Source organism: Serratia sp. BW106, assembly GCF_002607755.1.
GTDB classification, from domain to species: Bacteria; Pseudomonadota; Gammaproteobacteria; order Enterobacterales; family Enterobacteriaceae; genus Serratia; species Serratia proteamaculans.
In genome coordinates, this window is sequence record NZ_MCGS01000016.1 from 22,848 (window position 1) to 42,698 (window position 19,851).

The 19,851-nt window shown below is 56.8% G+C and carries 18 protein-coding genes; 11 read left to right on the forward strand and 7 right to left on the reverse strand.

Translation table 11 applies throughout. The annotated features are described in order from the left end of the window. Positions 1-103 precede the first annotated feature (103 nt). The 6 genes from BEI65_RS12580 to cysM all read left to right on the forward strand — a co-directional run bounded on the left by BEI65_RS12580 (position 104) and on the right by cysM (position 5,976). Positions 104-1,003 carry a Dyp-type peroxidase gene (locus BEI65_RS12580; protein ID WP_099063634.1) on the forward strand — a complete coding sequence of 300 codons (900 nt, stop codon included), beginning with the start codon at positions 104-106 and terminating at the stop codon, positions 1,001-1,003. Positions 1,004-1,203: 200 nt separating this feature from the next. Then, entirely contained in the window at positions 1,204-2,226 is a 1,023-nt protein-coding gene (locus tag BEI65_RS12585) for a sulfate ABC transporter substrate-binding protein (protein ID WP_085118030.1), read from the forward strand. Further along, entirely contained in the window at positions 2,226-3,059 is an 834-nt protein-coding gene (gene cysT / locus BEI65_RS12590; protein WP_085118028.1) for a sulfate/thiosulfate ABC transporter permease CysT, read from the forward strand. Before BEI65_RS12585 ends, cysT begins: the two co-directional genes overlap by 1 nt. Further along, positions 3,059-3,934: a sulfate/thiosulfate ABC transporter permease CysW gene (cysW, locus tag BEI65_RS12595; RefSeq protein WP_085118026.1), complete on the forward strand. Its 876-nt coding sequence runs from the start codon at positions 3,059-3,061 to the stop codon at positions 3,932-3,934. The genes cysT and cysW overlap by 1 nt, the downstream gene beginning before the upstream one ends. Beyond that, positions 3,924-5,012 (forward strand): sulfate/thiosulfate ABC transporter ATP-binding protein CysA, encoded by a 1,089-nt coding sequence (gene cysA / locus BEI65_RS12600; RefSeq protein WP_099063635.1) that lies wholly within the window; start codon positions 3,924-3,926, stop codon positions 5,010-5,012. Before cysW ends, cysA begins: the two co-directional genes overlap by 11 nt. Before the next feature lie 82 nt (positions 5,013-5,094). Then, positions 5,095-5,976 (forward strand): cysteine synthase CysM, encoded by an 882-nt coding sequence (gene cysM / locus BEI65_RS12605; protein ID WP_099063636.1) that lies wholly within the window; start codon positions 5,095-5,097, stop codon positions 5,974-5,976. Positions 5,977-5,979: 3 nt separating this feature from the next. On the opposite strand, the gene BEI65_RS12610 is transcribed toward cysM, so the two are convergent. Together BEI65_RS12610 and BEI65_RS12615 are read right to left on the reverse strand one after the other, a co-directional pair. Further along, on the reverse strand, positions 5,980-7,929 hold the full coding sequence (locus BEI65_RS12610; protein ID WP_198404439.1) for a MacB family efflux pump subunit: 1,950 nt from the start codon (positions 7,927-7,929) through the stop codon (positions 5,980-5,982). 2 nt (positions 7,930-7,931) lie between these two features. Beyond that, on the reverse strand, positions 7,932-9,125 hold the full coding sequence (locus BEI65_RS12615) for an efflux RND transporter periplasmic adaptor subunit (protein ID WP_099063637.1): 1,194 nt from the start codon (positions 9,123-9,125) through the stop codon (positions 7,932-7,934). A 175-nt stretch (positions 9,126-9,300) separates the two neighbouring features. On the opposite strand from BEI65_RS12615, the gene BEI65_RS12620 reads away from it, so the two are divergent. Together BEI65_RS12620 and BEI65_RS12625 are read left to right on the forward strand one after the other, a co-directional pair. Further along, positions 9,301-9,981 (forward strand): response regulator transcription factor, encoded by a 681-nt coding sequence (locus tag BEI65_RS12620; protein WP_012146164.1) that lies wholly within the window; start codon positions 9,301-9,303, stop codon positions 9,979-9,981. A gap of 5 nt (positions 9,982-9,986) precedes the next feature. Beyond that, on the forward strand, positions 9,987-11,315 hold the full coding sequence (locus BEI65_RS12625; RefSeq protein ID WP_099063703.1) for an ATP-binding protein: 1,329 nt from the start codon (positions 9,987-9,989) through the stop codon (positions 11,313-11,315). Positions 11,316-11,391: 76 nt separating this feature from the next. On the opposite strand, the gene crr is transcribed toward BEI65_RS12625, so the two are convergent. The 5 genes from crr to cysZ form a co-directional block, all read right to left on the reverse strand. Further along, a complete protein-coding gene (gene crr, locus BEI65_RS12630) occupies positions 11,392-11,901 on the reverse strand; it encodes a PTS glucose transporter subunit IIA (protein ID WP_085118019.1) in 510 nt (169 codons plus the stop codon). A gap of 49 nt (positions 11,902-11,950) precedes the next feature. Next, positions 11,951-13,678 (reverse strand): phosphoenolpyruvate-protein phosphotransferase PtsI, encoded by a 1,728-nt coding sequence (ptsI, locus tag BEI65_RS12635; RefSeq protein ID WP_099063638.1) that lies wholly within the window; start codon positions 13,676-13,678, stop codon positions 11,951-11,953. Between the two features lie 46 nt (positions 13,679-13,724). Then, the gene (gene ptsH / locus BEI65_RS12640; RefSeq protein WP_004936458.1) at positions 13,725-13,982 is read right to left on the reverse strand and encodes a phosphocarrier protein Hpr; all 258 of its coding nucleotides are present in this window, start codon (positions 13,980-13,982) and stop codon (positions 13,725-13,727) included. Between the two features lie 395 nt (positions 13,983-14,377). Further along, positions 14,378-15,346, reverse strand: coding sequence for a cysteine synthase A (gene cysK, locus BEI65_RS12645; RefSeq protein ID WP_099063639.1), 969 nt, complete (start codon positions 15,344-15,346; stop codon positions 14,378-14,380). Between the two features lie 183 nt (positions 15,347-15,529). Continuing rightward, complete coding sequence (cysZ, locus tag BEI65_RS12650) at positions 15,530-16,291, reverse strand: sulfate transporter CysZ (RefSeq protein WP_099063640.1); 762 nt, start codon at positions 16,289-16,291, stop codon at positions 15,530-15,532. A 221-nt stretch (positions 16,292-16,512) separates the two neighbouring features. Here cysZ and zipA point away from each other — a divergent pair, with 221 nt between their 5' ends. The 3 genes from zipA to BEI65_RS12665 all read left to right on the forward strand — a co-directional run bounded on the left by zipA (position 16,513) and on the right by BEI65_RS12665 (position 19,823). Then, complete coding sequence (zipA, locus tag BEI65_RS12655; RefSeq protein ID WP_099063641.1) at positions 16,513-17,508, forward strand: cell division protein ZipA; 996 nt, start codon at positions 16,513-16,515, stop codon at positions 17,506-17,508. 78 nt (positions 17,509-17,586) lie between these two features. Further along, a complete protein-coding gene (gene ligA, locus BEI65_RS12660; RefSeq protein WP_099063642.1) occupies positions 17,587-19,608 on the forward strand; it encodes an NAD-dependent DNA ligase LigA in 2,022 nt (673 codons plus the stop codon). Continuing rightward, positions 19,608-19,823, forward strand: a complete 216-nt coding sequence (locus BEI65_RS12665) for a DUF3820 family protein (RefSeq protein WP_099063643.1) — start codon at positions 19,608-19,610, stop codon at positions 19,821-19,823. Before ligA ends, BEI65_RS12665 begins: the two co-directional genes overlap by 1 nt. Positions 19,824-19,851 lie beyond the last annotated feature (28 nt).

The following is a 19,851-nucleotide window of genomic DNA, read 5'->3' on the forward strand; positions in this document are numbered from 1 at the left end:
TTTTCTTTGCGTTCGGGCAAGGCAATTACCCTTGCTTGCGGTATGATGCTGCGCATTCGTAACAGGCCACTGTTACCCGATTCTGCTATTGAGGATAACGACAATGACACAGGTTCAGAGCGGCATTTTGCTGGAACACTGCCGTTTCGCCATTTTTATGGAAGCCACCGTGCAGGGCGAATTCGCCGATTTACGCCAGGGCTGCAAGCAGTTTTGCCAGACCTTGACCGAGCTGCAACAGCAGTTCCCCGATGCGCATTTGGGCGCGGTGATCGCCTTCGGCTACGACGTTTGGCATGACCTGTCCAGCGGTCAGGGTGCCAAAGAGCTGAAGCCATTCACCCCGCTTGGCAAGGGGCTGGCACCGGCCACCCAGCGCGACCTGCTGATCCATATTCAATCCCTGCGTCATGACGTTAACTTCACGCTGGCCCAGGCCGCACTGGCGGCGTTTGGCAACGCCATCAAAATTGAAGAAGAAACCCACGGTTTCCGCTGGGTAGAAGAGCGTGACCTGAGCGGCTTTATCGACGGTACTGAAAACCCGCAGGGCGAGCAACGTCCGGAAGTGGCGGTGATTGCCGAAGGCGAAGAAGATGCCGGCGGCAGCTACGTGCTGGTGCAGCGTTACGAACACAACCTGCGTCAGTGGCAGCGTTTCACCCCCGAGCAGCAAGAGCAGATTATCGGCCGCACCAAGCATGACAGCGAAGAGTTGCCGCCGGAGCAGCGTCCGGATACCTCGCATGTCAGCCGTGTCGATCTGAAAGAAGACGGCAAGGGCCTGAAGATCCTGCGCCAGAGCCTGCCTTACGGTACCGCCAGCGGCAAGCACGGGCTGTATTTCATCGCCTACTGCGCGCGCCTGCATAACATCGAAAAACAGCTGCTGAGCATGTTTGGCGATCTGGACGGCAAACGTGATGCGATGCTGCGTTTCAGCCGTGCAGTGACCGGCAGCTATTACTTTGCGCCATCACTGACGCGCCTGCTGTCGCTTTAACCCCTTCACCGGGGTTGGCCACGCCAGCTCCGGTTTTATATCCCCCTCCGCCATGCCGCTCCGTACCTGCCTTATAGCGTTTGATGCTTGAAAATCACTAAACGGTATATAAAAGCGTTACAGCTCCGCACCTAGTTATAAATACACTGGTCAACATCAGGGCGAAAGCCCGACGGATTGACTCAGTTATAAGGTGCACAATGAAACAAACACGGGTTAAAAATATCGTACTGAAAGGATGGTTGACGGCGGCGCTGTTAGCCAGCGGCACCGTATCGGCAACCGAATTGCTGAACAGCTCCTATGACGTTTCCCGTGAATTGTTTACCGCGCTGAACCCAGGCTTTGAACAGCAATGGAACCAGCAGCATCCGGGCGACAAGCTGACCATCAAGCAGTCCCACGCCGGTTCTTCCAAGCAGGCGTTGGCGATCCTGCAAGGATTACGTGCCGATGTGGTGACCTACAACCAGGTGACCGACGTGCAGATCCTGCACGATCGCGGCCAACTGATCCCGGCCGACTGGCAGACCCGTTTACCGAACAACAGCTCACCTTTCTATTCCACCATGGCTTTCCTGGTACGCAAGGACAATCCAAAAGGCATTCATAGCTGGAACGATTTGGTGCGTGACGACGTGAAGCTGGTATTCCCGAACCCGAAAACCTCCGGTAACGGCCGCTATACCTATCTGGCTGCCTGGGGTGCTGCCAGCCAGGCAGATGGCAACGATCAGACCAAAACTCGCGCCTTTATGACTCGCTTTTTGAAAAACGTCCTGGTGTTTGACACCGGCGGCCGTGGCGCGACCACTACCTTCGTGGAACGGGGTCTGGGCGACGTGCTGATCAGCTTTGAGTCGGAAGTGAACAATATTCGCAAGCAGTATGGCGAGGACAAATACGAAGTGATCGTGCCGCCGGTCGATATTCTGGCGGAGTTCCCGGTGGCCTGGGTAGATAAAAACGTGGCAAGAAACGGCACCGAACAGGCGGCCAAAGACTACCTGAATTATCTCTACAGCCCGGCAGCCCAGCAGGTGATCACCAGCTACTACTATCGCGTTTACGACAAGCAGGCGATGGCAGCGGCCAAGGGCCAGTTCCCGGAGACCAAGCTGTTCCGGGTGGAAGATCAGTTTGGTGGCTGGCCGCAGGTGATGAAAACGCATTTCTCCACCGGTGGTGAGTTGGATCAACTGTTAGCCGCAGGGCGTAAGTAATGTTGACGTTGACCAGCAAGCGGGTTCTGCCTGGGTTCGGCCTCAGTCTGGGGAGCAGCCTGTTTTATACCTGCCTGATCCTGCTGTTGCCACTCAGCGCGCTGGTGATGCAGTTGGCTCAGATGAGCCTGGCGCAGTATTGGGAAGTGATTTCCAACCCGCAGGTGGTGGCGGCCTATAAGGTCACGCTGCTGGCAGCGGGCGTCGCCAGCCTGTTTAACGCAGTGTTCGGCATGTTGATGGCCTGGATCCTCACCCGCTATCGTTTTCCCGGTCGCACGCTGCTGGACGGCCTGATCGATTTGCCGTTCGCGCTGCCGACTGCAGTGGCCGGCCTGACGCTGGCGGGACTGTTTTCCACCACCGGTTGGTATGGTCAGTGGTTGGCGCATTTTGACATCAAGGTAACTTTCACCTGGCTGGGGATTGCGGTGGCGATGGCGTTTACCAGCCTGCCGTTTGTGGTGCGCACCGTACAGCCGGTACTGGAAGAACTGGGGCCGGAATATGAAGAAGCGGCGGAAACCCTGGGCGCAACCCGCTGGCAGAGCTTCCGCCGTGTGGTGATGCCCGAGCTGGCACCGGCGCTGCTGGCCGGTACGGCCATCTCCTTTACCCGCAGCCTGGGCGAGTTTGGTGCGGTGATTTTTATTGCCGGCAACATCGCCTGGAAGACGGAAGTGACCTCGTTGATGATTTTTGTTCGTTTGCAGGAATTTGATTATCCGGCGGCCAGTGCGATTGCCTCGGTGATCCTGGCGGCCTCGCTGCTGTTGCTGTTCAGCATTAACGTTCTGCAGAGCCGCTTTGGCCGACGCATTGGGGGGCACTGATGGCGGATATCTCTGAGTTCAACGGTGTCGAACGCCCACGCGTCAACTGGGGCAAGTGGACGCTGATCGGTATCGGCGTACTGTTTTCGGTACTGCTGCTGGTGGTGCCGATCATTTCGATTTTCGCCGAGGCCTTTTCCAAGGGTGTTGGCGCGATGTGGGGCAACCTGATCGATCGCGACATGTTGCACGCCATCTGGCTGACGGTACTGATCGCTTTAATTACCGTGCCGTTCAACCTGGTTTTCGGCACCTTGCTGGCCTGGTTGGTGACGCGTTTCACCTTCCCCGGTCGCCAGCTGCTGCTGACGCTGATCGACATCCCGTTCGCCGTTTCACCGGTGGTAGCGGGGCTGATTTACCTGTTGTTTTACGGCAGCAATGGCCTGCTGGGCGGTTGGCTGGATGCGCATAATATCCAGGTGATGTTCTCCTGGCCGGGCATGGTACTGGTGACCATTTTCGTGACCTGTCCGTTCGTGGTGCGTGAGCTGGTGCCGATGATGCTCAGCCAGGGCAGCCAGGAAGACGAAGCCGCCATTTTGTTGGGCGCTTCCGGCTGGCAGATGTTCCGCCGGGTGACGTTGCCAAACATTCGCTGGGCGCTGCTGTACGGCGTGGTACTGACCAACGCGCGCGCCATCGGTGAATTCGGCGCGGTCTCGGTAGTGTCCGGTTCTATTCGCGGTGAGACCTTCAGCCTGCCGCTGCAGGTTGAGTTATTGCAACAGGACTACAACACGGTCGGTTCCTTTACCGCCGCCGGTTTGCTGACCCTGATGGCAATAGTGACCCTATTTTTGAAGAGTGGCCTGCAATGGCGTCTGGAACGTCAGAATGCACGTCTCGAGCGGGAGGAAAATCATGAGCATTGAGATTAACGGTATCAACAAGTTTTTCGGTCGTACCAAGGTATTGAACGATATCTCGCTCGATATTGCCTCCGGTGAGATGGTGGCGCTGCTGGGGCCTTCCGGCTCCGGTAAAACCACGTTGCTGCGCATTATCGCCGGGCTGGAAAGCCAGAGCGGCGGCAAGCTGGGCTTCCACGGCACCGACGTCAGCCATGTGCATGCCCGCGATCGTCGGGTGGGCTTCGTGTTCCAGCATTACGCGCTGTTCCGCCATATGACGGTGTTCGACAACATCGCCTTCGGCCTGAGCGTACTGCCGCGTCGTGAGCGTCCGAATGCCGCGGCGATCAAACAAAAAGTGACCCAGTTATTGGAAATGGTGCAGTTGAGCCACCTGGCTAGCCGCTACCCGTCACAGCTTTCCGGTGGCCAGAAGCAGCGCGTTGCCCTGGCACGTGCGCTGGCGGTCGAACCGCAAATCCTGCTGCTGGACGAACCCTTCGGTGCGCTGGATGCACAGGTGCGTAAAGAACTGCGTCGCTGGTTGCGCCAACTGCATGAAGAGCTGAAATTCACCAGCGTATTCGTCACCCACGATCAGGAAGAGGCGATGGAAGTGGCCGATCGTATCGTGGTGATGAGCCAGGGTAATATTGAACAGGTCGGTTCGCCGGAAGAGATTGTGCGTGAACCAGCCAGCCGCTTCGTGCTGGAATTTATGGGCGAAGTGAACCGCCTGAGCGGCGAGATCCGCGGTTCGCAGCTGTTCGTCGGTGCGCACCAGTGGCCGCTGTCGTTCCAGCCGATGCATCAGGGCAGCGTGGATTTGTTCCTGCGGCCCTGGGAAATGGAAGTCGGCACCGAAAGCAGCGACCGCTGCCCGCTGCCGGTTCAGGTGCTGGAAGTCAGCCCACGCGGCCATTTCTGGCAGATGACCGTACAGCCCATCGGCTGGCATCAGGAACCGATCAGCGTAGTGCTGCCGGATGGCAACGAACCCCCGGTACGCGGCGGCCGTTACTACGTTGGCAGCCTGAATGCGCGTCTGTATGCCGGTGACCAACTGCTACAACCTGTTGCGTTAGCTAAAAGCGCCTGATAGTTTTTAGCCCCCAACTTCATTTTAAAGGCAACCCTGGGGTTGCCTTTTTACATTACGTACTTCAACACAGGCCAAGATCGTGACAACGCTTGAACAATGCATCGGTAATACCCCGCTGGTAAAATTACAACGTCTGGCCGCAGGACTGGGCAGCGAGGTTTGGCTCAAACTGGAAGGCAATAACCCGGCGGGTTCGGTGAAGGATCGCGCCGCGCTGGCGATGATCCAGCAGGCGGAGTTGCGCGGTGAGATAAAGCCCGGCGATCGGTTGATCGAAGCCACCAGTGGTAACACCGGTATTGCGCTGGCGATGATCGCGGCGCTGAAAGGCTATTCGATGACCCTGCTGATGCCGGAAAACATGAGCCTGGAACGCCAGGCGGCGATGCGCGCCTATGGCGCAGAGCTGATCCTGGTCAGCCGGGAAGTGGGGATGGAAGGCGCGCGCGATCTGGCGCTGGAAATGCAGAATCAGGGGCAGGGCAAGGTGCTGGATCAGTTCAATAATCTGGACAACCCTTACGCCCACTTCACCACCACCGGTCCGGAAATCTGGCAGCAGAGCCATCAACGGGTGACCCATTTCGTTTCCAGCATGGGCACTACTGGCACCATTACCGGCGTGGGCGGCTACCTGAAAAGCCAAAATCCTCAGGTGCAGATTATCGGCCTGCAACCAGCAGAAGGCAGTAATATTCCCGGCATTCGCCGCTGGGCACCGGCCTACCTGCCGGGCATCTTCCGTCCGGAACTGGTGGATCAGGTGCTGGACATCGAGCAAACCGACGCCGAACAGACCATGCGCCAGTTGGCACAGCGCGAAGGCATTTTCTGTGGCGTCAGCTCCGGCGGTGCGGTAGCCGGTGCGCTAAAGATTGCGGCAGCCAATCCGGGCAGCGTGATAGTGGCGATCATCTGCGATCGCGGCGATCGTTATCTCTCCACCGGCGTTTTTGCCTGACAGTTATTCCCTTTCCAACGCATGTATCGGATCCATCCCGGCGGCGCGTTTCGCCGGGAAGAAGCCAAAAATCACCCCAATCAACGTCGAACAGATAAAAGCGGCGACGATGGATCCGGTGGAATAAACCATCTTGAAGTTGTCGCTGAATTGGCTGAACACCACGCCGATCGCCAGTGACAACAAGACCCCCAGCGCGCCGCCCAGCAGGCACACCAGCACCGCCTCAATCAAGAACTGTTGCATGATGTCGCTGGCGCGGGCACCCACCGCCATGCGGACGCCAATTTCACGCGTGCGCTCGGTGACCGACACCAGCATGATATTCATCACCCCAATACCGCCGACCACCAGCGAAATCAGCGCGATCATCGACACCAGCAAGGTCAGGGTAGCGGTGGTCTGTTCAATGGTCTGGCGGATGCTGTCGGTGTTCATCACAAAGAAGTCTTTGCCGCCGTGGCGCTGGCTCAGCAGGCGAGTGACACCGTCTTCGGCGCTGGTGAGATCGATATCGTCGTTAACCCGCACGGTAATGCTTTTCAGGTAGCTCTGGCCCAGCATGCGTTTCATGGCAGTGGTGTAGGGGATCCAGACGTTGAGGTTTTCATCGCTGCCGAAGCCGCTCTGTTTTTTGGCGGCGACGCCGATAATGCGGCACGGCAACGAACCGAGCAGGATCACTTCACCCAGCGGATTGGCGCCGTGGGGAAACAGTTTGTCGCGGGTATTTTCGTCGATCACCGCTTCCTGCATCAGATGATCGACGCTCTGGCGGTTAAACGCCATGCCGCTGTCAATGTGATAGCCGCGCACCAGAAAATACTGTTCGCCAACGCCGTTGACCGTGCCGCTGACCGACTGATTGCCATAGCGAAAAGTGGTGCTGCTGGAAACGGTCGGCGTCACGCTGTGCACGTAGTTCTGCTGCGCCAGCGCGTCGGCATCGGTGGCGCGCAGCGTTTGCACTGCGGCTGAACGCATATCACCGAAATCCTTGCCTGGATAGACCTCCAGAGTGCTGGTCCCCATGGCATTAATGTTCGCCAGCACCTGCTGTTGGGAGCCTTTGCCCAGCGCCACCACCGACACCACCGAGGCGATGCCGATAATAATGCCAAGCATGGTCAGCAGGGTGCGCAGACGTTGGGAAGCCATCGCCAGCAGCGCCATTTTGAACGCCTCACGCAGACGGTCGCGTTGTGATTGCCAACGACTGCTGGTGCTAGTTGGCCTCTTTGGCAGGCGTGCGACGGTCTGGGCGCTTTTCTGTCGGTCGGCGATGATTTCGCCGTCGCTAAGCTCGATGATGCGTTGGGCATGTTCCGCGACTTGCATGTCGTGGGTGACGATCACCACCGTGTGACCACGGGCGTGCAGGTCTTTCAGGATGCCGATCACCTCCTGACCACTGTGGCTGTCCAGCGCACCGGTCGGTTCGTCCGCCAGGATCACTTCGCCACCGTTCATCAATGCACGGGCGATGCTGACCCGTTGCTGCTGGCCGCCGGAGAGCTGGCTGGGACGGTAATCCAGCCGTTGTGCCAAACCAAGCCGCTGCAACAAATCGGCGGCGCGCTGTCGGCGAGCACTACGCTGATGGCCCGCATACACCGCCGGGACTTCCACGTTGCCCTGTGCGCTAAGATCGCCCAGCAGATGGTAGCGCTGGAAGATAAAACCAAAGTGTTCGCGGCGCAGTTCGGCCAGGCTATCGCGATCCAGCCGCCCGGTACTGCGACCCGCCACCTGATAGTCGCCCTCACTGGGATGGTCAAGGCAGCCGAGAATGTTCATCAGCGTCGATTTACCGGAGCCGGAAGCTCCCACTATCGCCACCATTTCGCCCTGGCCAATGGTGAGGTTGATATTGTTCAGCACCGTCACGGTTTGCTCACCGGCCTGAAAATGGCGGCTGATGCCATGCAGTTGCAGCAGAGGCTGTTGGCTCATGATTACATCCCCATCGGCGGCGGGCCCATACGGCGGGTGCTGCTTTTAGTCGTGGCATTGACCTGGCTGACAATCACCTGCTCGCCGGCCAACACGCCGCTGATTATCTGCGCATCAACGTTGTTATTGATGCCGACCTTGACCGGGCGGCGGGCGATATTGCCTTGTTTATCCACCACCTGTACCCAGTTGCCCTGCAATGCGGTGGCGGGGATCACCACCGCGTCTGCGGCCTTGGCCAGCACGATATACACCTGTGCGGTCATGGAGATGCGTAGCGCGCCGTCCAGGTTGGCTACGTCAAACAGGCCGTTGTAGTAAATCGCAGTGCTGGTGCTGGAAGTGCTGCTGGAACTGCTGGTGCTGGACGAGGTGGTGTCGTCATTGATGGAGTCCGGTGCCGGCTCTATCGCCCGCAGGGTGGTGCGGTAGCGCTTGCCCGGCTCGCCGAGAATGGTGAAATAGACCGGCATGCCGGTTTTCACCTTCACCACGTCGGCTTCGGAGATTTGCGCTTTGATGGTCATGGTCGCCAGTTGAGCGACTTTGACGATGGTCGGTGCGCTCTGTACCGCGTTCACCGTCTGGCCTTCCTCCACCGGCAGGGCGACGATGGTGCCGTCGATCGGCGAGGTGATTTTGGTGTAACCGAGGTTGACCTGGGCGGTATTGACCGCGATCTGCGCCTGAACCGTCTGCGCGTCCAGCGCATTGATGTCAGCGCGGGTCGCAATCAGCGTGGCCTGGGCGTTGTCCAAATCTGCCCGCACACCAACGCCGCGCGCCACTATGGCCTGCTGACGCTGATAAGCGAGCTGATTGTTATGCAGTGCCGCCATCTTGGAAGCGCGCTGGGCCTGAACGTTTTTCAATGCCGCTTCTGCGTCCCTCAGGGCGTTCTGCTGCGTTAAGTCGTCAATCTCGGCTACCCGTTGCCCCTTATGTACTTTATCGCCCAGCGTCACGTACAGGGCCTTTATCTGGCCGGAGACCTGGGCACCGACGCTGACCTGCTTTTGCGCCTCGATGGTGCCATCGGCCAACACCGTTTGTTCCAGCTCGCGCGTTTGCGCCACCGTAGTGATATAACGGGGAGTTTCTTCGCCGCCTTGCGACCTGAAGTAGAGAAATAAGGCGATAGCAGCCACAATAACGGTGGGCAGCAGATAGCGTTTTGAGCGTTGAAACGATGGCATGACGATGGGATTCCCTGGCATAAAAGCGCGGCAAAAATCTGTTGGCACTAATTTAACGCGCCGTCGCTCAGGCTGCGGTTAAGTGGCGTTCAGGAATATGTAAGGATTGAGTAAAACCGGCTGCGAAGCAGACAAATAGGCGTGAAAATGGCGAAAATCCGCAAAGGAGCAAGGCATGAAAATTTTATTGGTCGATGATGACCTCGAACTCGGCACCATGCTGAGTGAGTACCTGACCGGCGAAGGCTTTAACGCCACGCTGGTGCTAACCGGCAAAGCAGGGGTAGAAGGCGCGCTGTCAGGCGATTACACCGCGATGATCCTCGACATTATGCTGCCGGACATGAGCGGCATCGACGTATTGCGTGACGTGCGTAAAAAGAGCCGTATGCCGATCATCATGCTGACGGCCAAAGGCGATAACATCGATCGGGTGATTGGCCTGGAAATGGGGGCCGACGACTATATGCCCAAGCCGTGCTATCCCCGTGAGCTGGTAGCGCGCCTGCGTGCGGTACTGCGCCGTTTTGACGAGCGTCCGGATGAAGTGGACGACGAGATTGCGATTAATTTTGGTGAGCTGACCCTTAACCCTTCGACCCGCAGCAGTGAATGGCGCGGCAAGGCGTTCGATCTGACCGCTTCCGAGTTCAACCTGCTGGAGCTGTTGCTGCGTGCGCCCGAGCGTGTGGTGTCAAAAGATGAGCTGTCAGAGAAAGGGTTAGGCCGCCCGCGCGAAGCCTATGACCGCAGCGTTGATGTGCATATCAGCAACATTCGCCAGAAGCTGGGGGCGCTGACGGACAACGCGCTCAGCATTGAGACGGTGCGCAGCATCGGCTATCGCATCCGATAATGCCCATGCGCGGAAGATTATTCTGGAAAATCCTGCTCGGCTTCTGGCTGACTTTTATCATCATGACCCAGGCGCTGTGGGTCGCTTTTTCTTTGTATGGCGATCGCTACGAACCGCCGGAAAATGCCATGGCCCGGCGGGTGATCACACTGCAATTGACGTCGGCCGCCACCCAACTGCGCAGCGGTGGCATGCCTGCGCTGAATGCGATGCTGAAAGACTGGTCAGATGATGACCGACGTTTGCTGTCTGTGACCCCCATGGCACAGCCACCGGCACCGGTACCAGAACCCGAGGAGCCGGTGTTTGAAGGCCGCCGGATGCCGAAAGCGATCACCGCCTGGGTAGAAGGTGAGGGCGGTAACGGCTATTGGCTGAGTTACGACATGCGTGGCCTGCGGGAAGAGTATCGCCCCAACAAGCGTTCGCATTTCTTCAATATTCCCGCGCCGATGCTTTGGGTCGGGGGGCTGGCGGGGCTGTTGTTCAGTGCGATGCTGGCCTGGAACCTGACCCGGCCGATGCGCAAGCTGCGTGACGGTTTTGATCGCGTGGCGCAGGGGGACTTGTCGGTACGTTTGTTCCCGGCGATGCGCCGACGGCATGATGAACTTTCTGAGGTCGCGCGTGACTTTGACAGCATGGCCGAACGGCTGGAACTGTTGGTCAGCGCCCGCGAGCAGTTGCTGCACGATGTTTCGCACGAGCTGCGTTCGCCGCTGGCCCGTTTGCAATTAGCGATTGGCCTGGCGCGGCAGAATGAGGGCAACGTAGAGAACTCGCTGCAGCGCATTGAGCATGAAGCAGGGCGGCTGGATAAAATGATTGGCGAACTGCTGGCGCTGTCGCGTGCCGAGAGCAACAGCCTGCCGGATGAAGAGTATTTCGATCTGTACGGGCTGGTGGACGCGGTGGTGAGCGATGCGCGTTATGAAGCCCAGATCCCTGGGGTGGAAATCGTGCTGCAGGCCAGTTCGGACGTGGATTACACCGTCAAGGGCAATGCCGAACTGATGCGACGTGGGGTGGATAACATCGTGCGTAACGCGTTACGGTTTTCCAGCCACGGACAGCGGGTGACGGTGGTGCTGACGCGTATCGAGCAACTGTTCCAGATTGAGGTCAGCGATCAGGGGCCGGGAGTAGAAGAGTCGAAGCTTTCGAGCATCTTTGATCCGTTCGTCAGGGTGAAATCGGCGATGTCGGGCAAGGGCTACGGGCTGGGGCTGGCGATCACCCGCAAGGTGGTACTGGCACATGGCGGCCAGGTCGAAGCGCGTAACGGCGAACAGGAAGGGCTGGTGATTACCCTGCGCATTCCACGCTGGAGTTAATCGCTATCGCGACGTTGCACAAATCACAGACATAAAAAAACGGCGCCGAGGGCGCCGTTCTTGCGTTCATTCGCTATTACTTCTTGATGCGGATGATCGGGGTCTCACCAACGGTCACGGTACCGGACAGTTTGATCAGCTCTTTGATCTCGTCCATGTTGGAGATAACGACCGGCGTCAGGATAGACTTGGCTTTCTCTTCCAGTAGGGCCAGATTGAACTCGATGACCACATCGCCTTTCTTGACACGCTGGCCTTCTTCAGCGATGCGTTTGAAGCCTTCGCCTTTCAGTTCAACGGTGTCGATACCGAAGTGGACAAACAGCTCGATGCCGCTGTCGGATTCGATAGAGAAAGCATGGTTGGTTTCAAAAATTTTACCGATAGTGCCGTCAACCGGAGCAACCATTTTGTTGCCCGTTGGTTTGATAGCAATACCGTCGCCAACGATTTTTTCAGCGAATACTACGTCAGGTACATCTTCGATATTAACGATTTCGCCAGAAAGTGGAGCTACGATCTCGATAGTGCCCGTGTCTTTCTTGTCATCAGAAACCAGAGATTTCAATTTATCGAACAAACCCATGATCTTCTCCTAAGCATTAAATTGGGCGGCGTTCCAGTGTCGTGGAAGTTTAGCAGAGCGTCTTTTCTTCGATGAATTTATTCACGCAATTCATCAGATCTTGCGCCGTTGGCTGTGCCAAGGCTTGCGCTGCCAACGCCTTCACATCTTCGAAATTCGTATTACGAATAATTTTCTTGATGCGCGGGATTGAAATCGCACTCATGCTGAACTCATCCAGCCCCATGCCCAATAACAACAGTGTAGCACGCTCATCGCCAGCCAGTTCACCGCACATACCGGTCCACTTGCCTTCTGCGTGAGATGCATCAATAACCTGTTTGATCAGGCCAAGCACTGATGGGGACATCGGGTTATAGAGATGAGAAATCAGCTCGTTGCCGCGATCTACCGCCAGAGTATACTGGGTAAGATCGTTTGTCCCAATACTAAAGAAGTCGACTTCTTTCGCCAGGTGGTGAGCAATCACCGCTGCGGCCGGTGTTTCCACCATCACGCCCACTTCAATTGTTTCGTCAAATGCCTTGGCTTCTTCACGCAGTTGCGCTTTCAGCGTCTCGATTTCACCTTTCAGATCGCGGACTTCTTCCACGGAAATGATCATCGGGAACATGATGCGCAGTTTGCCGAACGCGGAGGCGCGCAGGATGGCACGCAGCTGGGCGTGCAGGATTTCTCTGCGATCCATGGCGATACGGATGGCGCGCCAGCCGAGGAACGGGTTCTCTTCTTTCGGCAGGTTCATGTACGGCAGGTCTTTGTCGCCGCCGATGTCCATGGTGCGGACGATCACCGCCTGTGAGCCTACGGCTTCCGCAACGGCTTTATAGGCCTGGAACTGCTCGTCTTCGGTTGGCAGTGAGTCGCGGTCCATGAACAGGAATTCGGTACGATACAGGCCGACACCTTCAGAACCGTTGCGCTCTGCACCTGCGACGTCGCGCACGGTGCCGATGTTGGCACAGACTTCAACCTGATGACCGTCCAGCGTAATCGCCGGCAGATCTTTCAGCTTGGCCAAATCGTTTTTCTCGGTCAGATATTGGTTCTGTTCGGCTTTCAACTGATCGATAACGTCAGCGGTTGGGTTAACGTAAATTTTATTGTTAACCGCGTCCAGAATCAGGTAGTCGTCGTTCTTCACCTGTTTGGTCACGTCGCTGGTGCCTACGATTGCCGGCAATTCCAGGGAGCGAGCCATGATGGAGGTGTGGGAAGTACGACCGCCGAGATCGGTGATGAAGCCCAGCACTTTGTCCAGGTTCAACTGTGCGGTCTCAGACGGAGTCAGATCGGTAGCTACCAGAATCACTTCGTTCTGGATTGAGCTCAGATCGACGATAGCCAGGCCCAGAATGTTCTGCAGCAGGCGTTTACCGATGTCCCGTACGTCGGCCGCACGTTCTTTCAGGTACTCATCGTCGAGTTCTTCCAGCGCTTTCGCCTGGCCTTCGATGATGGTGTAGGCAGCCGCGTCCGCAGAAGCCAGATCATCTTTGATTAGGGCTATGATTTCCTGCTCAAGCTCTTCGTCTTCCAACAGCATGATATGGCCTTCGAAGATAGCTTCTTTCTCTTCGCCGAAGGTTTCGCCAGCTTTGGTCTTGATTGCTTCCAACTGCACGGATGCCTTGGCGCGGCCATCAAGAAAACGTTGGACTTCCTGCTCTACAGCGTCTGCAGAGATTTTCTTCCGGTTGATGACAATTTCATCTTCTTTCAGTAGGAGAGCCTTACCAAAAGCGATACCCGGTGATACTAAAATGCCTGAAATCATAACCCTACCTTACTCTTGACTGGTGTTAACTAAGAAGACGGGCCGATTACTCAAGCTCTGCCATCAGTTTTACCAGGTGCTCAACGGCTTTCTGCTCGTCTTCACCCTCAGCGGAGATGGTCACTACGGTCCCTTGAGTCAGCCCCAGAGTTTGCAGTTTGAACAGGCTTTTGGCGCTGGCGCTTTTACCGTTGGAGGTCACGGTGATGTCAGACGTGAAGCCTTTGGCTTCTTTCACGAACTGAGCGGCAGGGCGAGTGTGCAGACCATTCGGAGCGGTAATAGTAACTTCTTGCTGGAACATTGATGTTTCCCCAACTTATTGGTGTGTTGTGGAGCTAAAGTTTAGCCCAAGGGTATGACTTTAGCTTGTCTGGTTAGCGCCTGACTATGGTACAGGGGCGAGCATTGATGCAACAGAAAACGACGAGTTAGGCACTTCAGATCAAAAAATTCGGCTTCCATCGTCGTTTTAATCCGCTCTCCATTATGCCGTGTTTAACGCCTTGGCGACAAATGAGTAAATCGATTCAGCTTAAACTAGAAATGAAGGGTGATTAATTTCGCGCATCGAAATAATGCACCGTTAAATACTAAAGCTGGCGGGTAAAATCAATCTTTGACTGCTATAAACTTTGATCCAGTCCACAAAAAAGCACCCCGGAAGGTGCTTTTTTAGCGATTAGTGCGCGGTTGGCACTACTGTTGTAATTCTTGTTCGGTGAACAAATCGGCGAACAACGCGGTGCTCAAATAGCGCTCACCGGAGGACGGCAAAATCACCACGATGGTCTTGTCGGCGAACTCGGGTTCTTCAGCCAGTTTCACCGCAGCAACCACTGCTGCACCAGAGGAAATGCCCGCCAGAATGCCTTCTTCGTCCATCAGACGGCGCGCCATGCTGATGGCTTCGTCGTTGGTGACTTGCTCAACGCGGTCGACCAGATCGAGATCCAGGTTGCCGGGGATAAAGCCGGCGCCGATGCCCTGAATTTTGTGCGGACCCGGTTTGATTTCTTCACCGGCCAGCGCCTGGGTGATCACCGGGGAGTCGGTAGGCTCCACCGCCACGGTGGTAATCGCCTTGCCTTTGGTGTTCTTGATATAGCGGCTGACACCGGTCAGCGTACCGCCGGTACCGACGCCGGAGATGAAAACGTCGACTTCACCATCGGTGTCATCCCAGATTTCCGGGCCGGTGGTTTGTTCATGAATCGCCGGGTTGGCCGGGTTGCTGAACTGCTGCAGGATGAGGTAGCGGTTGGGATCGGTGGCGACAATTTCTTCCGCCTTGGCGATCGCGCCTTTCATGCCTTTAGCGCCTTCGGTCAGCACCAGATTGGCGCCCAACGCTTTCAGCAGCTTGCGGCGTTCGATGCTCATGGTTTCCGGCATGGTCAGCGTCAGCTTATAGCCGCGCGCTGCGGCGACGAACGCCAGTGCGATACCGGTGTTGCCGCTGGTTGGCTCCACCAGTTCTTTGCCGGCAACCAGTACGCCGCGTTTTTCTGCGTCCCAAATCATATTGGCACCGATGCGGCATTTAACGCTGAAGCTGGGGTTGCGTGATTCAACCTTGGCCAGAATGCGTCCGTTGCCGATACGGTTCAGACGAACCAGCGGCGTATGGCCGATTGTTAATGAGTTGTCTTCATATATCTTGCTCATAGCCCGTCCTTTAACTCTATGAAAATGTGGGGAACGTCGAAAGCATACGCTAACAGTACCGGCAGGGAAGTAAAGAATTGGTATATCTATATGTTATTAGGAAATAAGTTTTAAGCACAAGGATAAGGGCGCAGATTGCGCGCCCTGTCGAAGAATTAATCGTGAAACGGTCAGTAAAACGACTCAGGAACGGACGAATTGTGGGCGGTAACGATCGACCCACATTGCAGTAGCACCGCAAACCGCGACCGGCAGGATCACCAGATTAAGGATGGGGATCATGGTGAACAGGCTGACCATCGCACCAAACTGCAGGTTGTCGGTTTTATGCTGGCGCAGCGCGCGGCGCATATCGGCGAAGCTCACCTTGTGGTTGTCGAACGGGTAGTCGCAATACTGGATCGCCAGCATCCAGGCGCTGAACAGGAACCACAGCACCGGCGCCACCGTCTGGCCAATGCCCGGAATGAAATAGAGTATCAACAGCAGCAGCGCGCGTGGCAGGTAGTAGGCCAGCTTGCGCCATTCACGCGCCATAATACGCGGCAAATCTTTCACAATGCCGAAGATGCCGGTGTCCGGCAGCGGTTTGCCGGTCAGGCTGCCCTCCAGGTGTTCGGCCAGCAGGCCGCAAAACGGAGCGGCAATCAGGTTGGTGATGGTGCTGAACAGATAGCTGAACACCAGCAAGACGGAAATGACCGCCAGCGGCCACAGCAAATAGCTAAGCCACTGCAGCCAGGTAGGGACATGGCTCATCATGCTGGGGATCCAATCCCCTAGCTGGCTGAACAACCACCAGAAGGCGGACCCCATCAGCAGTACGTTGACCAGTAACGGTAATACGACATAGCGTTTAATCCCCGGGCGCGAAATCAGGCGCCAGCCTTCGGCAAAATAATGAAGGCCGTTGGTGGAGTGAGAAGGTGACTGCGTATAGGACATATCTTAAGTTATCTCTTTGTCTGAACAGGCTTAGCTATCATATCGGGATGATTTTCTACTGGCTAGGGTGACATTGGCTGAAAAAACAGCAAAAAAAGGCAGTATAATCATCTTTATTGGCATAAAGTTCAGCACGGACTTGCACTTGTGTGCTCGGGCAAATAGAGTTAAAGAGTGAATGTTTGCCGCGGTGGCAATGTATTGGAACAACAGAGATAGCAATGATGCAGGATTTGCGTCTGATATTAATCGTTGTTGGCGCGATCGCCATAATAGCGTTGTTATTGCACGGTCTTTGGACCAGTCGTAAGGAACGCTCATCGCTTTTTCGCGATCGCCCAGCCAAACGTTCCAAAAAGGAACGTGAACAATCCCCGATCGACGAACTCGATGAAGGTGTGGGAGAGGTGCGTGTACGCTCCGCTCACCCGGAAGATGAGCCGTCCTTTGGTCATTTTGATGCCGCTCGCGAAGAACCCGTGGTTGCGCCCAAGCCTGCTCCGGCGGCTGAGCCAGCACCGCGTGCCGTTCAACCGGCTGCTCATCAGGCTCCGCCACCGCTGTCTCAGCGGCCGGATTATGATGACATCCTGTTGGACAATTACGCGCAGGACGAAGACGACGAGCCGCAGCAGCCTGCGCCACGCCGTGAACCGCGCGTTGACGATCTCCCGCCTGTGGCACCAGTAGCAGAGCCGGCATTCCACGCCGAACCTGCTCATCAGTCGCAGCCGGAAGTGAAGCCAGCCGTGGCACACGAGCCTCAGCCAGCGCCTGCTGCCATCAAGGCTAAACTGAAAGAAACCGTACTGGTGCTGCACGTTACCGCACATCAGGGTGGCGTGATCGGCGGCGAAATTCTGCTGCAGAGCGTACTGCAGGCGGGCTTTCAGTTTGGTGAAATGGGTATCTTCCATCGCCATATCAGTCCTGCGGGCAGCGGTCCTGTGCTGTTCAGCCTGGCGAATATGGTTAAGCCGGGGTCCTTTGATCCTGAGATGATGTCCGATTTCTCTACGCCGGGCGTGTCGATGTTTATGATGGTGCCGTCTTATGGCGACGCTAATCAGAACTTCAAGCTGATGCTGCAGTCGGCACAGCGGATCGCCGACGATGTGGGTGGTGTGGTGCTGGACGATGAGCGCCGCATGATGACCCCGCAAAAGCTGGAAACCTACAAAGCGCGCCTTCGTGAAGTGTTGGAAAACAACGCCTGATCGACGGCCACGCGCACTGAACATCCGTAACAACAAAGCCCCCGCTTGCCGGGGGTTTTTTATCTTTGATGGTGAGCCATGGAATCGATAATCCAACAAATCAATCAACTACGAACCTCACTGCGCCATCACGAATATCAATATCATGTGCTGGACGCGCCGGAAGTGCCGGATGCGGAATACGATCGCCTGATGGGGGAACTGCGTGCACTGGAAAGCGCACACCCGGAGTTGATCACCGCGGACTCTCCGACTCAGCGTGTGGGCGCAGCCCCGCTGGCGGCGTTCGATCAGGTGCGTCATGAAGTGCCGATGCTGTCGCTGGACAACGTCTTCGACGAAGAAAGCTTCCTGGCGTTCTATAAGCGAGTGCAGGATCGCCTGAAGAGCAGCGACCCGCTGACCTTCTGCTGCGAGCTGAAGCTGGACGGTCTGGCGGTCAGCCTGCTTTACGAAGAGGGCGAGCTGGTTCGCGCGGCCACGCGCGGCGACGGCACCACCGGTGAAAATATTACTTCCAATGTGCGTACCATCCGCGCCATTCCGCTGCGACTGACCGGTGACAATATCCCGCGTCGGGTGGAAGTGCGTGGCGAAGTGTTTATGCCGCAGGCCGGTTTTGAGCAGATGAACGAAGAGGCGCGTCGCAAGGACGGTAAAATTTTCGCCAACCCGCGTAACGCTGCTGCCGGATCGATCCGTCAGCTTGACCCACGTATTACCGCCAAACGCCCGCTGACCTTCTTCTGCTATGGCGTTGGCCTGCTGGAAGGCGGCGAGTTGCCGCGCAGTCACTGGCAGCGCCTGATGCAATTCAAAGACTGGGGTTTACCGGTCAGCGATCGTGCCAAACGCTGTACCGGCAGCGACGAAGTCCTGGCATTCTACCGTCAGGTAGAACAGGACCGCGCGCAACTCGGGTTTGATATCGACGGCGTGGTAGTGAAAATCGACGATATTGACCTGCAGGAAACGCTCGGCTTTGTGGCGCGTGCACCGCGTTGGGCGACGGCGTTCAAATTCCCGGCGCAGGAGCAGATCACGCTAGTGCGTGAGGTGGAATTCCAGGTTGGCCGTACCGGTGCCATTACGCCGGTGGCGAGACTGGAGCCGGTGCTGGTGGCCGGGGTGATCGTCAGCAACGCCACGCTGCATAATGCCGACGAAATTGAACGTTTGGGCTTGCGTATCGGTGACACGGTGATTGTACGCCGTGCCGGTGATGTGATCCCGCAGGTGGTGGGAGTGATGACCGAACGCCGTCCGGCGGATGCGCGTGAAATCGTATTCCCACAGCATTGTCCGGTATGTGGTTCCGACGTTGAGAGAGTGGAAGGCGAAGCGGTGACACGTTGCACCGGCGGGTTGATCTGTGCTGCACAACGTAAAGAAGCGCTGAAGCACTTTGTTTCCCGTCGGGCATTGGATGTCGACGGCATGGGCGACAAGATCATCGAGCAACTGGTCGAAAAAGAGTACGTGAAGAATCCGGCCGATCTGTTCCGTCTGTCCGCCGGTATATTGACCGGGCTGGATCGCATGGGGCCGAAGTCGGCGCAGAATCTGGTTAACGCGCTGGAAAAATCCAAACAGACCACTTTTGCCCGTTTTCTGTACGCGCTGGGTATCCGCGAAGTCGGCGAAGCCACGGCGGCCAATCTGGCGGCACATTTCGGTTCGCTGGATAAGCTGATGTCTGCTGATATTGAGGCACTGAAACAGGTGCCGGAAGTAGGCGAGGTGGTGGCGAAGCACACGCGTCATTTCCTCGACGAAGAACTTAATCAGCAGGTAATCCAGGAACTGGTCAGCGACGAAATCGGCATTAACTGGCCTGCTCCGGTGGTGATAGTGGCGGAAGAGATCGACAGCCCGTTCGCCGGCAAAACCGTGGTGCTGACCGGTTCGTTGAGCCAGCTTTCCCGCGACGAGGCCAAAGATCGCCTGACGGCGCTGGGCGCCAAGGTCAGCGGCAGCGTATCGAAGAAAACCGATCTGGTGATTGCCGGTGAAGCGGCGGGCTCCAAGCTGGTGAAGGCGCAGGAGCTGGGCATCGCGGTCATCGACGAAGCGGAAATGATCCGCCTGTTGGGTGTCTGATGGAAAAAGAGAACCTGATCGAAATCGCCAACACCCTGATGCCGTTCGGCAAGTACCAGGGTCGAGTGTTGATTGACCTGCCGGAAGAATACCTGCTGTGGTTTGCCCGCAAAGGGGAGTTCCCCCAGGGGAAACTCGGTATGCTGATGGAAATGACCTTGGCGATTAAAATCGAAGGGCTCGACCACCTGGTCAAGCCGCTGAAGAGAACTTGAGTTGCCGGGCGCGGTATCTGTGCCGCGC